Below are 15,346 nucleotides of genomic sequence, written 5' to 3' on the forward strand. Positions count from 1 at the left end.
GAAATCCCCATAGCCATCGACTGTGGCCCGCGGGTTCCTTCCTCGGGGACTTTCGTACGCCTGCCGGCGCCCGAAACTCTTCACGCAAGGGGAATGGCGGCTTCGAGGCTCGGAAGGCCAGAAGCGGACCGTTAAGCGCCGTGCGTTTATCGACGTGACCTGACCAGTTGCTGACCTGGTTATGGTTCGCTGCCATACGCTCCGATGATGATTGGGCCGCTGCAAGGGTTCTCAATAACCCTCGGGCGGTTAATACGTGGCGTCCCACGGGGGCTCTGTCGCCAAGCCGAACGTCACGGTGCGCGCTTCACCAGCCACCCCGGCCGTAGCGCCAATGCCAAGCATATACTAACATTCCAGCTCGACCCCGTTGGGGCCGACCGGTGATCTGTTCAAATTGGGGAAGTACCCATGACCAATCATTGCTGCGGACCGGGCTATGCTTCTCCAGCCGAGGCGATGAGGGCACCTCGCGAAAAGCTGCTCTATTCGATTGCCATCTACACGGGCACGGGCATTCAGAAGCCAGACTATTTGTGTACCATTGATGTCGACCCAGAGAGTTCGACCTACAGCCAGGTGATTTCACGTTTGCAAATGCCAGGTATTGGCGATGAACTTCATCACATGGGCTGGAATGCCTGTTCGTCGTGCCATGGCGATGCGAGCATGGAGCGCAAATATCTGATTGTGCCCGGTGTGCGCTCGTCCAACCTGCATATTGTCGATAGCGGTACCGATCCCCGCAATCCGACATTGTTCAAGGTCATAGACGGCGCTGAAATCAAAACCAGGACCAATCTGTCGGCGCCGCACACAGTACATTGCTTCGGCTCGGACATCATCATTTCCATGCTTGGCGACGCTCAAGGCAATGCCCCCGGCGGCTATTTGCAGCTCAGCAAGGAGTTCGAGATTGTCGGACGCTGGGAAAACTCCATGGGCGGTATCAAGTTTGGTTATGATTTCTGGTACCAGCCGCGACACAACGTAATGGTCAGCTCGGAGTGGGCCGCGCCCAATACCTTCATGCCTGGTTTTGACTTGGAAGAGGTTGGCCATCTGAAATATGGCCGAGAGATCCATTTCTGGGATTTTGAAAAGAAGGAGCCAAAGCAAACATTCTATCTCGGTGAAGATGGCTTGCTCCCGCTGGAAGTGCGGTTCCATCATAATCCCGACAGCAGTCACGGCTTTGTTGGCGCAGCGCTTTCTGCAAACATCATCCATTGGTGGAAGGATGCGGCGGGTGATTGGCAATGGGAAAAAATCGTCGATGTTGGCAATGAGCCGCATCCCGAATGGCCGATCCCAATACCCGGCGTGATCTCGGTCATTCTGCTCAGTATGGACGATCGATACCTCTATCTCTGCAACTGGTTGCATGGCGATATCCGCCAGTATGACGTGTCGGACCCTCATAACGCCAAGCTCACCGGACAAGTGTGGATGGGCGGACTTCTCGGCCGTGCGCCTGAGGTCAATGGCGTGAAAGTGACCGGCGGACCTCAGATGATACAGCTCAGCCTCGACGGCAGGCGACTTTATGTGACGACCTCGCTCTTCTCGACCTGGGACAACCAGTTCTATCCGGAAATCCGCACCAATGGCGGATGCATGCTGATGGTCAATTGCGATACGGAAAACGGCGGCATGGAAATTGATCCGCTGTTCGTCGTCGATTTTGGCAAGGAACCAAATGGACCAAGCCGCTGCCACGAAACCCGTTATCCCGGCGGCGATTGCACGAGTGACATCTGGGTATGACCAGCTTTACCATCACTCTCGCCAATCAAGGCGGTGCGGCCTTTGACGTCGATCACCGTGAGCCCCTCTTGCAAAGCTTGCGCGAGCAGGGCGTGGATCTGCCCTACGGGTGCAAGTATGGCGGCTGCATAAGCTGTGCGGCCAAAATAATCAGCGGCAAGGTCGATCAAAAAGCGCAGCGGGCGTTGAACAACCGCCAGATCAACAATGGCTACATAATCCTGTGCGTCGCCCGCCCGATGAGCGACTGCACGCTGGAGGTCGGCGTTGAAAGCCATGACAAGCTCTATCGCAACCCCTTCCTCGACCCCCTGGCTCCGCATGAATTGAAAGCCGATATTGCGACCCCGTTGGAAGCAAAGAAATGACCCTTATGAACCATGATGAGCCCTATCCTGAGGCCTATCTGCAAGGCATTCTGAAATCGGTCAAAACCATCGCGATGGTGGGGGCCAGCCCCGACAAGACCAAGTTTTCCTATGGTGTACTCAGAGTGCTCCACGAAATCGGCTATGACATGATCCCCGTCAACCCCAGTCCCGGTCTGGATGAAATTCGCGGGCTCAAGGTGTACGTGTCACTGGCGGCCATCGACCGGCCTGTGGATATGGTCGAGGTTTTTCGCCGCGCCGAAGATCTGTTGGAAGTTGCACAGGAAGCCATCGCAATTCATGCCAAGGTTCTGTGGGGTCAGATTGGGGTGCGCGACGACGCTGCCGCCCGGTTGGCGGAGGAAGCGGGCTTGAAAGTGGTGATGAACCGCTGTCCCAAGATTGAGTTGTTCCGCCCCTTCTGGAAGCCGAAGCTGCACCTTGGAATATGATTGCTCGGTCACAGAACCGAAGTATCGCTCAACTGAACCAGTCACATTGAATCTTGCCTGAGGTACGATGCCAGATGGTCACTGAGATCACGCGCGTCGTCGCCGGCGCCGTCGATCAACGAAGACTTGCGGCGGCGCAGAAACTGCATCCCCATCAGGTACATGCCCGGATGTTCAGCAACCCCGCCATCGTGACGGACGTAGCCCTTGCGGTCGAGGACCGGCAGCTCCAGCCAGGAGTAGTCCGGCCGGTAGCCGGTCGCCCAGATGATCGTCCTGATCGCGCCTCCGGCGAGGTCGAGGCCGAGCGCCGGGTGGTCCTCGACACGGGTCGGCGGCAGGCGATCCGGCGGCTCGACCGTAGCGTCCAGGCCGTTGGCGCGCGCCCATTCGTCGATGAGGTCGAGCAGCCGGGCCATCTTGAGATCGGAAAGCGCGCACATGTTGCGCAATGACCCCGCAAATTGGGCCTTGCCGTCTTCGGTGATGCCGGCGAGACGGCCGATGAGCCTGACGCCGAGGTCGACCAGCGCATTGAGGTCGAGAGTCGTGCGGTCGGGTGTGCCGGCAAGCTGCAGCGAAGGAACCCGTCGCGCCCGCCGGATGTCGTCCACCTCGTCGTAGCGCTCGTCGAGCACGCCGGCGGCGTCCATCCACCATTCCAGGTCCTTGCCGCGATAGACGCGAGGCGCCCGGATGTGCTCGCCCACCGAGAGGGTCACTTGGCGCCCTGCACGCTGCAATTCTTGTGCGATCTGGGTGCCGCTGGCCGAGGCGCCCGCCACCAGCACGCCACCGTCGGCGACCTGACCCGGATTGCGGTAGGACTGCGCCGTCAGCATGGCGACCGACGGCGGCACGCGAACAGCGAAATCGGGCAGGCGCACGACGTTGCACGCGCCCGACGCCAGCACCACGGTCCGGCACCGCCACTCGCCGCGGTGCGTGCGCACGAGATATTCCGCCCCGTCGCTGCGAACCGAGGTAACGGTCGTGTAGGTCCTGACCGGGGCCGAGATCGCCTTGGCATAGTGGCCGAGGAAGTCGATCACCTCAGGCATCGTCCGGTAGCCGTCGGGGTCGTCGCCATCATAGCAGAAGCCCGGCAGCCGGCTCTGCCAGTTCGGGGTGAGCAGCCGCAGCGAATCCCATCGCTCGGTGCGCCAGCTATGGGCGATCTCGCCGCGCTCCAGCAGCACATGGTCGATAGAGCGCTCCGCGAGGCAGCGGCTCATTGCGAGCCCCGCGTGCCCTGCGCCGACGATCACGGTTGTGACGGAACTAATCGCGCCCTCACATCAGGAAAGTCTACGGCTTGAAACTCGTTTCAATTCACCACGACCGTGACGTTCGTCGGATTGGTGACAATGTCGAAGACCGCCGATCGCTTCTGCGACTGAGCGACGATAGCCTCGATGTCCTCGCGCTTGGCGTCGGCGTCGATGTTGTACTTCACCGTGATGCCGCTGAAGCCGTTGCGGACGTCGCTGTCGATGCCGAGTATGCCCGCGATATCCATGTCGCCTTCGATGGTCGCCTTCACCGACTTCAACTGGATGTTCCGGTGCTGGGCAACCGCGGCGATGCCTGCGGTCAGGCAACTTGCCAGCCCGACCAGCACGTATTCGACAGGCGTGGCGCCCTGATCCAAGGAAGCGAAGACTTCGGGATGGTCGGCATCGAATGTGAAGGTGGTCTTACGATGCTGGTCCTGGCCGAGACCGTAGAAACTTTCGACCGTCGAGTGGCTGTGGGTCCCATCCTTCCACTCGCAGGCCGCGCGCCACTTGAACTGCGCGGCCTCCGGGGCGTTGGTAAGCGCTTCGCGTGCGCCGAGCAGCGCCTCTACGTTAACGCCGTTGTTTGCCTGTACTTCGGAAGCCATAATTATTGTCCTCCCTACCTTGCACTGGCTCAAAAACCCGACCGATCTCACTGACCTCCCGATCAGATTTCACCATGGCGGGGCATGCTATGGGTCGCGAAGCGTTTCTTCAAGTTGTTTCCGCTGCGGAATGTTCGCCCTTGTACCGAGTTGCGCCTTTGCAGGCTCTGGCGCGACCACGACCTTCAGCGTGGTCAATTGCAGTGTCTGCTTCCGGGCGGAGGCAAAGTTCGCCTCTATGGCCGACATGCGGCGCAAAGCATTCGCGGCTCCAATCGGGAAGTGGAGCCGCTCTTGGTCAGACCTCCGTCGCCTCGGCAAGTTCAAGGGAATCCTCGACGTCAACACCGAGATAACGGACCGTGTTCTCGATCTTGGTGTGGCCAAGCAGGATCTGGATAGCTCTAAGATTTCCCGTCGCCTTGTAGATGATCGAGGCCTTGGTTCGCCGAAGCGAGTGTGTGCCGTATTCTGCACGGCGCAGTCCAATCGCCGATACCCACCCATCAACGAGGCGGGCATACTGCCGCGTGCTCATAGGGCCTGAACGATTGATCCTGCTCGGGAAGGCAAAGTAATTCGCGATCGAGGACAAAGCGGATGGCCCAAATCTGACGCGACTTCAGTGCTCGTTTAGCCCGACCTGCGGCCTTCGGGATGATCAGGCCTCTTTGCCGAGCAATAGATTTCAAACTGACCCACTACCCGTAGCCCATTCGCCGGGGCGAATGGGCCCCATTCGCCTTGCGGTTTGAATCGAGACCTGCAAAGATCGAAGCGAGCCAGATGCGAGCGCACACCTTTGGCTGTGGGAGCACGCCAGCGTGGTGACCACTCGAGCGGAGCGGCGGCTGGCGGCCATTATGGCCGCCGACATCGTCGGCTACTCGCGGCTCATGGAGGCCGACGAGGCGGCGACGCTCGGAGCGATCAAGGCGCTCCGGGTGGAGGTGATCGATCCACTACTCAACGAGCATAAGGGACGCGTCGTCAAGCTCATGGGCGATGGCGCCCTGGTTGAGTTCCACTCCGTCGTCGATGCCGTTGCTTGCGCCGTGGCCATTCAGACCAGGGTCGCCGCGCATCAGAGCGAGGCTTTTGCCGAGCGCCGCATAGTATTTCGTATCGGCATCAACCTCGGCGACGTGGTGGTCGAAGGCGATGATCTCTTCGGCGACGGCGTGAACGTGGCGGCGCGCCTTGAGCAGCTTTGCCCGCCGGGCGGCGTTCTCATCTCGGGCACTGCCTACGATCACATGAAGGGCAAGCTCAGCCTGCCAATCGACTTCGCCGGCGCTCAAAAGGTCAAGAATATCGCCGAGCCGGTTCGCACCTACAGTGTCAGAATGCAAGGGGCAAAGCGTGGGTGGAGCCCGCGCACTCGCCGCATCCGGCGCTTTCTGCCGACGGCGGCTGCATCCCTTGTTTTGCTTGCGCTTGTGGCTGCTGGAGCTTGGTCGTGGCTGAGGCCGGTTGATACTGCCACCGCCAAGCCTTCGATAGCGGTGCTGCCTTTCAGCAACTATGGCGGCGACGAGGCCACCGGGCGCCTTGCCGACGGCATTACCGAAGACATCATCACCGACCTTGCACGTTTCCCCGAATTCGAAGTCGTCGCTCGCAATTCGACGGATGCCTACAAGGGTAAGCCGGTGGACGTCCGCCAGATCGCCGCAGCGCTACACGTCGGATATGTGCTCGAAGGCTCCATCCAGCGCCAGGGTACCCGTGTGCGGATCAATGCGCAGCTGATCGAGGCGGCGTCCGGCAACCATCTATGGTCGGATCGCTGGGACCGGCCGGATCAAGACGTGTTCGCTGTCCAAACCGAGATCGCCGAGCAGGTCACCAACAGGCTCGGCGGCGGCGCCGGCCTGATCCAGGAGACCGGACGGACGGCGGCGAAACGCAAGCGGCCAGAAAACCTGAACGCGTATGAGTATTATCTACTCGGCACCGAAAAGCTCGAGCAGATGACCAAAGCCGATATCGAGGAGGCCATTCGTTTGCTCACCCGCGCCGTCGAGCTGGACCCCGGCCTCGCCCGCGCCTGGGTCGAGCTTTATCATTCGCACAGTCTCTTAGCGAGCTTCGGCGTCAACCCTGAGAGCGAGCGGAAGGTGGCTGTCGAAGCGGCCGAGCGTGCCGTCAGGCTTGATCCGAGCGACGCCGAGGCGCATGCCGTGCTCGGCATGAGTTTTGGCGAAAGGGGCGACTTGGCGCGCGCCAAGATCGAGTTGGACACCGCCTTGCGCATGGCTCCGGGTTCAGCTGAAATCCTGACCTTCTATGTCGGCTGGGCGTCCACCTTCGGGGAACCCGAACGCGGCGTGGAACTGGTCGACCAGGTGATCCGACTCGATCCGAACTACCCATTGTGGGCCACAGGCGTCTTCTCCTATGCCTACTTCATGGTCGGCCGCTATGAGGATGCGCTGAAGATGCAGGCGCGCATGACGCTGGAAACCTACAACCTACCCAAGTGGTCGATGCGGTGCGGTTCGTTCGCCGATCTTGGTCGAACGGAAGACGCGAAAGCCTGTGTCGCAGAGGCGCTCAAACGCTTCCCCGACCTCACCATCGAAGCCATGGCCAACGAGCCGGGCCTCAGCGACGCCGAGCATCAGCGCTTCATCGAGACCATGCGCAAGGCCGGCTTCCCGACCTGTGCGAGCCCCGAGGCGCTGGCGAAGTTCGCCAAGCCTCAGCGATTGCCAGAATGCGAGAAAGGGACCGCAAACTAAGCTGCATCGCAGGAGTCGACATGCCGCAGCACAAGGTCTGTCACATGGTTGCGGATGAGCTTCTCGGCCAGGCCAGTGCACTCGTCGAGGCCTCGCTGCATACGGGCTGCCTGCCTCCGCCCAGCAGACTGTCGGCGCGAGCATAGTCGGGATCGAGACGTGTGGCGCGGCGCAGCAACGTCTCGGCCGAGGCGACGTCTGCTGCAATGTCTGCTTTGGAACCTAGGAACCATTCGTCGGAATGGCCGGGATGAGGCGCATTGCCGTCCGACAGCTTTGGGCCGAAATCGAAAATCCGCATAGCCATCGCCTGTGGCCTGCGGGTCCCTTCCTCGGGGTCTTTCGTACGCCTGCCGGCGCCCGAAACTCATCGGGAAAGCGGTCTGTCGGCATTTGGACCGGACATCAGCAGTCACGTCATCGGTGCCTGAAGCCGCTGACGGCATGAGCCTGGCCCGTATCCGTCGAGGGAGTGCTAGGGTCCAACAGACTCTTGACGGCATGGGCATCGTCGGCTCACCGTATGGGCGGCGACGAACTCTCCTCGCGTTGTAGAGGTCGCGTCTATCGGCTGGCTGCCGCCAATGGCCGAGATGAGCAGAGACTTGGCTTTCGGCTCAACAGCCAGAACGATCAAGTGGCGGCGCCCGTGCTAGCGCTCCAAGATATCCCAATTTTGGCAGTCTGGGCCGGACTGCCGGGCAGAGTGCCTTCAAGGCTGGATTCGCTCCGGCCAATCACATTGCCGTGAAAAAATTTGCGGGAATAAACCGGCGCCTGCCCTGGTCTTTCATGCATACGCTGCTGATTGACCTTGAAGGAACACTACACTGCAAACCCCTACATTGACGAGCACGACGGCAGCGGCCAAACCATTCCCGAGATGCCTGGAGCGCAATGGGGTTTCGCTCCGTGGCCGGCTCGCTCCGCGCCTGTCCTTTGTAAGATCTTGCGCCGGGCGGATCGAGAAAGCCTTGGCGCCGCAGTCAAGGTCCTAACCATGAATGCGGCAAAGTTTGTGCTCCAGAGCGGATTCGGGTGGATGCATCATTGTGGTCCAGTGTGATAGACATCGATGAGACATATGCCTTCCCATTCACCGCAGCTGGCGACCCGGCATATTCCTGCCGGGTTCGCTCGCAAGGTAGAACCCTCCTTGCCCCGTGAGCACGCGAGCTCAAGGCAAGGCGCATATGACGGTGTACCGATGCTGAGCAGCAATGCGCAGGCCGACCGCTTCCGCGAAGTGGTAATGCCTCATCTCGCTGACGCGCTTTCGCTGGCCCGCTGGCTGACCGGGAATGCCACCGACGCGGAGGATGTCGTGCAGGACGCCTGCATGAAGGCACATGCCAACATCGCCGGCTATGCCGGCGGCAATGCGCGAGCCTGGCTGCTCACCATCGTCCGCAACGCGTGCTACACATGGCTGGCGCGCAACCGCCCGCGCAGCATTGTCTCGGTGGGCGATCTCAGCGATCTCGACGAGGTGAGCGCCGCTCACGCAGCCGATCTACCTGACAGCGAAAGCCCGGAAGCGAGCCTGATCGCCAAAGCAGACACGGCGGCCCTGGAGGCGGCGATCGCCGCCTTGCCGCAGCCGTTTCGCGAGACGCTCGTGCTGCGCGACATTAATGGCCTCGCCTACCGCGATATCGCGGCCATGCTGGGCGTGCCGATCGGCACGGTGATGTCACGGGTGGCGCGGGCGCGCGGTCTGCTGATCTCTGACCTTGGGAGGGCGCAATGAACGCGCACAATGACGGATTGCCCGAGGAAGCCGAAGGCATGAATCTGATGCTGCACGCACTGGTCGATGGCGAGCTCGATGCCGCCGCGGCAATGGCCGTCGAGCGGCGCATAGCCGCCGATCCCCAGCTGGCGGCCGAACATGCCCGCATCATGGCCTTGCAAAGGGCTGTGACCAGACTTCCAAAGCCGCAAGTCAGCGAAGCGTTCAGCGCGCGCATCGCAGCCATGGCCGCAGCCGGCAACCTCGAGGAGCTGCGCCCCAGAGCGCCGGCGGCGCAAGCGAAGCCCACTCGGACGAGATGGTCGGCGCGCAACTTCGCATCATTCGATTGGCGCGCGATGGCGGCGTCGATCATGATCAGTGCGGTGCTGGCCAGCGGCGCGACGCAATGGGTGATGCAGCCTGGCGTAGTCGACAGCTTTGCCGCAGGGGTGGCCAGCGGCCACCAGCGCAGCCTGCTGGCGACGAGCCCGGTGGATGTCGTCTCGTCGGACCGGCACACGGTAAAGCCCTGGCTGGATGCAAGGCTCGGCCTTTCGCCACCCGCGCCAGATATGGCGAAGGACGGATTTGCACTCATCGGTGGCAGGGTCGAGGTCATCGGCGGTCGAGCGGTGCCGGCGCTGGTGTATCGCCACCGCGAACATCTGATCACCCTTGTCGCCGAGCCTCAAAACGCCGGGACGGTTACCGACCCCGTCGATCTCTCGGAGGGCGGCTTCTCACTGGTGCAATGGAGCGACGGCGCCTTCTCCTATTGGGCGATTTCCGACATGGAGCGGCCGGAGCTCGACGATTTCGTGGCACGCTTCCGCGCCACCGTCGTGACCGGCTGATATCCGTCGTTCCGGACATCGGCAGCGACATCAAATGCGACGCCACCGCTAGCTGCAGACCTGCGTGCGCATGGGCTGACAGGCCGTGACGGCCGCATCGTGCCGACTTCGGACGCGACGCGCGTGCTCGCTTTGACTTATCGACTTGACCACGGGCAAGTCCACACGCGGGCTCCCGAGCGCGTCCGTAATTCCCGCCACTCCTTCCTTCGTTGGAGCTGCCATCTCTCTGCTCGTGCAGCGTCGGCTGGCCCAGTTCCAGCCGGCCGCCAACCCCTGATTTCGGGACTTCCAAAAGAATTTCGCGACACCCGGGAATAAAGCGAAGCCCTCCCGGGTCTTGTTATCAGCGGGGCCAATTTCCTGGCACGCAACCAAGAAAAGAAACAAGGACTTATCAAAATGACCAAGATCGCTCTCAGCGTGGCTGCAATGCTGCTTGCCTCGAGCGCTGCCTTTGCCGGCAGCGACCATGGCGCCAACAATTCCAACCAGCCGGTCGCTACCGTCGACACCAATGCCACTGCTTCCATTCCCTACACCCCGCGCCAGGACGGCGTCGACACCAAGGTGACGACAGGGCCGAGCAAGGGGTCGGTGCAGGACATCATCATCCGGCACAACAACGACGGCATCTGGGGCGGCTGAACGCGCTCCCAATGCTCGACCCTTCACCCTCACAAACAGGAACCATCGACATGAAAACCCTTGCTCTCACCGCCGCCGCCATCCTCGTCGCCACGACCAGCGCCTTTGCCGGTAGCGACCATTTTGGCGCGCGCACCGCCAACCAGACGACTGCCACCATCGACAACACCTACACCGCCTCGATCCGCAAGACGGACATGGCCCGGCACGGCGTCCAGGCGGCGATGCAATCTGATGCGGGGGAACCCGGCCAGGGCATCTGGGGCCACTGAGTTCACGGGGTCGGCACCGGACCCCGACGGTGCTCGCCTCAACCGCATCAGGACGGAGGGCCAGGGGCTTGGCCCTCCGTCATCTCTTCCCTGACTTTGGCCTGCCGGGATTTTTGGCCTTTCGCGACTTTTAGCCACCACTCAACTGAGGAGAACACCCATGTTCAGCATGACACGTCGCACATTGCTTGGATCCGCCGCCGCCGCCGCTGCCTTCGGCCTTGCCGGCAGGCTGGAATTCACCCGGCCTGCCTTTGCCGACACGCCGGTCGAACCCAGCGTCGGCTTCTACAAATACAAGGTCGGCGATATCGAGGTCACCGCCATCTATGACGGCATCTGGCGCAAGCCCCACGACCCGGCCTTCATCAAGCATGTCTCCGTCGACGACACCAAGGCGGCGCTCGCCAAAGCGGGGCTGACCACCGATTTCATGCCCATTCCGCTCACCGTCGTCGTGCTCAAAATGAACGGCAAGCTAATCATGATGGATGCCGGCTCGGGCGTCGGCCAGTGGCAGACCAATGCCACGCATCTGCCGGCCAACATGGCCGCTGCCGGCATCGATTACAAGGCGATCGACACCATCATGATCTCGCATTTCCACCCCGACCATGTCTGGGGCCTGATGGAGAAGGGCACCAACGCGCCGGTGTTCCCCAATGCCGAGCTGATCGTCAACGCCACCGAATACAACTGGTGGACCGACCCCGGCCGGCTGGCCAAGCTGCCCGAGGGCCGCAAGCCGGCAGGCAAGCGCATCGCCGAAAACTTCCCGAAATGGAAAAACTGGAAGCTGGTGGCGGACGGCGCCGAGGTGGCGCCCGGCATCCAGATCATCGCCGCCCCCGGCCACACGCCCGGCCACTCGGTGTATCTGGCGAACTCCGGCAACGAGCAGCTCATGATCTCGGCCGACACGATGTATGTGCCGGCCCTTCTGGCGCCGCATCCGGAGTGGCAGGGCAGCTACGACCAGGACGGGCCGACGGCGATCGCCACGCGCCACAAGTTCATCGACCGGGTGATTGCCGACAACATCCGCATTTCCGGTTCGCACTTCCCGTTCCCCGGCACCGGCGTCTTCGTCAAGGACGGCAACGCATACGGCTTCACCCCCGTGCAGATTTGAGAAAATCAAGAGAGCGAGAACGACAATGAAACATTCACCTTTCGGCAAGCAGGCCCTGTTCGGCCTGCTTGGCGCCGTTGCCGTGCTGACCACGGTTCCGGCCGCCGTCACCGTGCCGGCCTATGCCGTCGACAACATCGAAGGCGACGACGCACCGGATCTCACGGCGGTCAAAGCCAAGATCGCCGCCAAGGACTATACCGGCGCGCTGGCCGAACTTCGCGACCTGGCGCAGGATACGCAGCAGGCCGACGTCTATAATCTGCTTGGCTTCACGCTGCGCAAGACCGGCGACTACACGACGGCGCTGACCTACTACAGCAAGGCGCTCGAACTGAAACCGGACCACAAGGCCGCGCGCGAATATCTGGGTGAGCTCTATGTCGAAACCGGCGACATGGCCAAGGCCAAAGAGCAGCTGGCTTCGCTGACGCAGCTCTGCCCGGCAGGCTGCGAGGAACGCGCCGACCTGCAAAAGGCCATCGACACCAAAGTGACCAAATGAAGCCAGGCAGGCGCCGCAGGGCGCCTGCCCCTTCCCTATTGCCTGGAGCCAACCCGTGACACCGACACAAATCGCCTCTAAATTCCACCTCCGCGACCTGATCCTGCTGACGGGTCGCCTGCTGCTCTCATTGCTCTTCGTGCATGAAGGCCTTTATCTGGCGATCCATTTCGACGGCGCCGCGAAAGCCATGGCGGCACTCGGCGTGAGCCTGCCGCTTCTCGTGGCCACCATAGGGCTGCAGCTGGGTGCAGGGCTTTCTGTCGGCCTCGGCTTGCTGACGCGCCTGGGCGCGGTTTCGCTCGGACTGTTCTGTCTGGCAACGGCAGCGCTGTTCCACACCAATTTTGCCAGTCAAAATGAACTGCTGCATTTCGAAAAGGATCTCGCCATAGCCGGCGGAATGTTCGTCCTGGCAGTCGCCGGCGCCGGGACGGTATCCCTCGATTGGGTCCTGAATGGATTCATGAAGCACCGGCAACAGGACAGAGAGACGGTTGCCGCGCTCATAGCGGCTGGTAGCCCTCTCCGGGTAACCGATATCAAGCTTCCATTTTAAATCGGGCAATACGCCGGATCTAATATCAACTCGCCCGATATCGGCGCCCCACAATCTACCTCAGGTGACCCCTGATGGCGCAAGCCGTTCGTGGCGACGTCCGCTTATCGGCGCGGATAGGACCGCCCCTAACGGCCGATTTTGGGCGCAAAGCGGTCATTGAACTCTATTGACAGCTTCGGGTCACGACGAGAAGTCCGCGGTGACGCCGCCGGCATTTCTCCTCAGGTCTTTATCGACGGGGTCGCGGGTGCAACAATCTGTTGCACAACTCTGCTATTTGTAACGCCCATGCCTGACCCGAACTTCCTCACCCCTGAAGAAGTCATCGCTCGCTATCGCGGACAGGTAAGCGACGGGACTCTTCGAAACTGGCGTTGCTTGCGGATCGGGCCATCCTTCCTCAAGATCGGCAAAGCAATCCTCTATCCGAGCGGTGAGTTGGATCGCTGGGAGAGATCGATCCTCGTCGCCTGCAAACCCACACGCGAACTGCCGCGGGAAGAGACGGCACCGCCAGAGTCGCAGAGAGGCGGTTCATTCGGCCCGAGAGGCGTTGGTTAGAGAAATATGCGTTCGGAATCCGTGGTTGATCGGGACGTCAGAGTGCTGAGCAAACGCGATCATGCCCAAGCGTAGAAGATCACAAGTGGTCCCTCGATACATGCCCCAGTTAACGGCACCACCTTTCCAGAAGAAAGTTACAAGTGATTGATAAATAACGTGAATATGTCCACAGTGGTCTGATCCACAATGATCCCGCTCGATACCCATCCGGAACTCTGGATCACGACGTGTCACGTTTCGATCTGAACTCCCTTTGAGACTAGGGACTTACCAATCTCCCATACCATCCCCCACTACCATGCGACGGGCGATAAAAATCAATTTTGCCGGTCGTCTTGGGCAGGCTGTTTGGCGGCAGAGATACCCGCCTTCCCTGCCCAATTGGCCGCCGTTAAAGGTGGACGTGAATGACCGTTCGCGCGCCAGGAACGAACCTTGATCAGCATTACAGTCAAAGGCCGTGCTAGAGCGAAAAGCTGACGTTTGCGTGGCGGGACGACAAGATGCCAGCATTGCGCGCCACCCGTGGCTGTTAAATAATCCGAAGCGACATTCCATCGCCGCGAAAACTAGCCGCCGCAGGGCGATCAGCATTTGCTTTCCAGTCCCCATTTCTCGTTTCTCAAAAGGTTGCACCACGAGCCCTTTCAGGGTGCATCTGTCGTTCCGCCCAGCATCGCCTTCAGCGCTTCCGGCGGTGGCGCATCGCCGACGATCCGGCCGTCCTCCTGTTCGGCTAGCGGCCGTGCCGCCGTAAGGCGGGCCGCAACGTCGGCAGGCACGCTATTTTCCAACACCACAAGCATCGCCTGACCGGCCGGCAGGGCGTTGAACCAGGAACCGGCGCCTCCGGCAGGTCAATTCACCTACTCGGCCCTAGAGTCTGGGTCTCGACGCTCCTTTGAATGGCTCTCATCGCGGTTCATGATTCATGCTGAGGTAGGTGGGATCGAATTCGGCGATGTCCACCAATCGATCCCAATCCAAAACAGTCACTATGTGGTTCGCCCAGCCTATGACACCGGCCCTCCGCAAGGCCCCGAGAACCCGGTTCATATGCACTACAGACAGCCCGAGCACGTCAGCGAGCTCGACTTGTGAAATTGGGAGGCGAAAACTCATGCCGTTGGTGCGCTTCACAACTTGAAGCCGAACGAAAAGTTCGCAAACAAGATGCGCAAGATGGGAAGTCTTTGACCGCCTTCCCATGGCGACAATCCACTCCCTATGGATGGCTCCGTCAACGAGAGTGTCCAGCCAAAGCAGGCGCGTCAGGTGGGGGGCTTCCTCCGTAATGACACGCAAGCGGCTGTGCTCGGCAACGACCACATGGCAAGGCGACAGCGCGATGATCCCATGGTCCATGGTCTTTAAGAGGAAGGCGTGGAGATCGACGAAATCGCCAGGCACCTGCAAGGAGGTGAACTGACGTCCGCCGTCGTCCAGCACTTTGTACCGAGCAGCCAAGCCATCTAGAATAAGCGTGCTATAAGTGGGCCTTGACCCCTCCGACACCAGATCCTGCCCGGTCGCGTACTCTTTTTCAAATGACATGGCGCCCTTCAAAAGCGCCTTCTCTGTGTCAGAGAGCGAGTCGTGCTGCCCGAGGTTGAGATAGAGGGATTCCAGCATCCCACCTCCTATTTACTCTCCACCCCGTCGCCGACTCCTCGCCCCCACTTTCGGCGGCGGCTGACATTAACCGTTACCACAATGCTCCTCGTATCTGCCAAACGCCAGCGTCCTGGAACAATCCGTGGTGCGAGACCAGGTCGGCAATTGGCTGGAGAGTTATGGCGCTACCAGACCTCAAGCTTGGCCACGCGCAATGTCTGCTTTCAGGAGGCACCAAACC

The 15,346-nt window shown here is 60.9% G+C and carries 17 protein-coding genes and 1 pseudogene; 12 read left to right on the forward strand and 6 right to left on the reverse strand.

From position 1 onward, the window contains the following. The first annotated feature begins 411 nt into the window (after window positions 1–411). From NKG99_RS27680 to NKG99_RS27690, 3 genes are read left to right on the forward strand one after another with little or no spacing between them, the layout of a single operon-like run. Window positions 412–1,767 (forward strand): selenium-binding family protein, encoded by a 1,356-nt coding sequence (locus NKG99_RS27680; RefSeq protein ID WP_352872204.1) that lies wholly within the window; start codon window positions 412–414, stop codon window positions 1,765–1,767. Continuing rightward, window positions 1,764–2,135: a 2Fe-2S iron-sulfur cluster-binding protein gene (locus NKG99_RS27685; protein ID WP_352872206.1), complete on the forward strand. Its 372-nt coding sequence runs from the start codon at window positions 1,764–1,766 to the stop codon at window positions 2,133–2,135. The genes NKG99_RS27680 and NKG99_RS27685 overlap by 4 nt, the downstream gene beginning before the upstream one ends. Before the next feature lie 5 nt (window positions 2,136–2,140). After that, window positions 2,141–2,590 carry a CoA-binding protein gene (locus tag NKG99_RS27690; protein ID WP_352872302.1) on the forward strand — a complete coding sequence of 150 codons (450 nt, stop codon included), beginning with the start codon at window positions 2,141–2,143 and terminating at the stop codon, window positions 2,588–2,590. Between the two features lie 41 nt (window positions 2,591–2,631). Here NKG99_RS27690 and NKG99_RS27695 read toward each other — a convergent pair whose 3' ends face one another. The 3 genes and pseudogenes from NKG99_RS27695 to NKG99_RS27705 form a co-directional block, all read right to left on the reverse strand. Continuing rightward, window positions 2,632–3,858 carry an NAD(P)-binding domain-containing protein gene (locus tag NKG99_RS27695; RefSeq protein ID WP_352872208.1) on the reverse strand — a complete coding sequence of 409 codons (1,227 nt, stop codon included), beginning with the start codon at window positions 3,856–3,858 and terminating at the stop codon, window positions 2,632–2,634. A 59-nt stretch (window positions 3,859–3,917) separates the two neighbouring features. Beyond that, window positions 3,918–4,475, reverse strand: coding sequence for an OsmC family protein (locus NKG99_RS27700; protein WP_352872209.1), 558 nt, complete (start codon window positions 4,473–4,475; stop codon window positions 3,918–3,920). Window positions 4,476–4,773: 298 nt separating this feature from the next. Continuing rightward, window positions 4,774–5,049: pseudogene (locus NKG99_RS27705) on the reverse strand (tyrosine-type recombinase/integrase); the annotation flags it as partial. Between the two features lie 250 nt (window positions 5,050–5,299). On the opposite strand from NKG99_RS27705, the gene NKG99_RS27710 reads away from it, so the two are divergent. Further along, a complete protein-coding gene (locus NKG99_RS27710) occupies window positions 5,300–7,219 on the forward strand; it encodes an adenylate/guanylate cyclase domain-containing protein (protein ID WP_502911022.1) in 1,920 nt (639 codons plus the stop codon). 40 nt (window positions 7,220–7,259) lie between these two features. Here the strand turns inward: NKG99_RS27710 and NKG99_RS27715 are convergent, their stop codons facing one another. Beyond that, a complete protein-coding gene (locus NKG99_RS27715; protein ID WP_352872211.1) occupies window positions 7,260–7,520 on the reverse strand; it encodes a hypothetical protein in 261 nt (86 codons plus the stop codon). Window positions 7,521–8,429: 909 nt separating this feature from the next. On the opposite strand from NKG99_RS27715, the gene NKG99_RS27720 reads away from it, so the two are divergent. From NKG99_RS27720 to NKG99_RS27755, 8 genes are all read left to right on the forward strand, one after another. Further along, window positions 8,430–8,969, forward strand: a complete 540-nt coding sequence (locus tag NKG99_RS27720) for a sigma-70 family RNA polymerase sigma factor (protein ID WP_502911027.1) — start codon at window positions 8,430–8,432, stop codon at window positions 8,967–8,969. Continuing rightward, entirely contained in the window at window positions 8,966–9,808 is an 843-nt protein-coding gene (locus NKG99_RS27725; protein ID WP_352872215.1) for an anti-sigma factor family protein, read from the forward strand. Before NKG99_RS27720 ends, NKG99_RS27725 begins: the two co-directional genes overlap by 4 nt. Window positions 9,809–10,210: 402 nt before the next feature. Then, window positions 10,211–10,456, forward strand: coding sequence for a DUF680 domain-containing protein (locus NKG99_RS27730; RefSeq protein ID WP_352872217.1), 246 nt, complete (start codon window positions 10,211–10,213; stop codon window positions 10,454–10,456). 50 nt (window positions 10,457–10,506) lie between these two features. Continuing rightward, entirely contained in the window at window positions 10,507–10,728 is a 222-nt protein-coding gene (locus NKG99_RS27735) for a DUF680 domain-containing protein (protein WP_352872219.1), read from the forward strand. A 160-nt stretch (window positions 10,729–10,888) separates the two neighbouring features. Then, a complete protein-coding gene (locus tag NKG99_RS27740) occupies window positions 10,889–11,860 on the forward strand; it encodes an MBL fold metallo-hydrolase (RefSeq protein ID WP_352872220.1) in 972 nt (323 codons plus the stop codon). 25 nt (window positions 11,861–11,885) lie between these two features. Beyond that, complete coding sequence (locus tag NKG99_RS27745; RefSeq protein ID WP_352872222.1) at window positions 11,886–12,365, forward strand: tetratricopeptide repeat protein; 480 nt, start codon at window positions 11,886–11,888, stop codon at window positions 12,363–12,365. Between the two features lie 55 nt (window positions 12,366–12,420). Then, window positions 12,421–12,924, forward strand: coding sequence for a DoxX family protein (locus NKG99_RS27750; RefSeq protein WP_352872224.1), 504 nt, complete (start codon window positions 12,421–12,423; stop codon window positions 12,922–12,924). 291 nt (window positions 12,925–13,215) lie between these two features. Then, on the forward strand, window positions 13,216–13,488 hold the full coding sequence (locus NKG99_RS27755; RefSeq protein ID WP_352872226.1) for a helix-turn-helix domain-containing protein: 273 nt from the start codon (window positions 13,216–13,218) through the stop codon (window positions 13,486–13,488). Window positions 13,489–14,138: 650 nt separating this feature from the next. Here NKG99_RS27755 and NKG99_RS27760 read toward each other — a convergent pair. Together NKG99_RS27760 and NKG99_RS27765 are read right to left on the reverse strand one after the other, a co-directional pair. Next, window positions 14,139–14,273 carry a hypothetical protein gene (locus NKG99_RS27760; protein WP_352872227.1) on the reverse strand — a complete coding sequence of 45 codons (135 nt, stop codon included), beginning with the start codon at window positions 14,271–14,273 and terminating at the stop codon, window positions 14,139–14,141. A gap of 130 nt (window positions 14,274–14,403) precedes the next feature. Further along, window positions 14,404–15,123, reverse strand: a complete 720-nt coding sequence (locus tag NKG99_RS27765; RefSeq protein WP_352872229.1) for a Crp/Fnr family transcriptional regulator — start codon at window positions 15,121–15,123, stop codon at window positions 14,404–14,406. Window positions 15,124–15,346: the final 223 nt, after the last annotated feature.

It is taken from the genome of Mesorhizobium sp. M1409, assembly GCF_040317535.1.
In the GTDB taxonomy this organism is placed as follows: Bacteria; Pseudomonadota; Alphaproteobacteria; order Rhizobiales; family Rhizobiaceae; genus Mesorhizobium.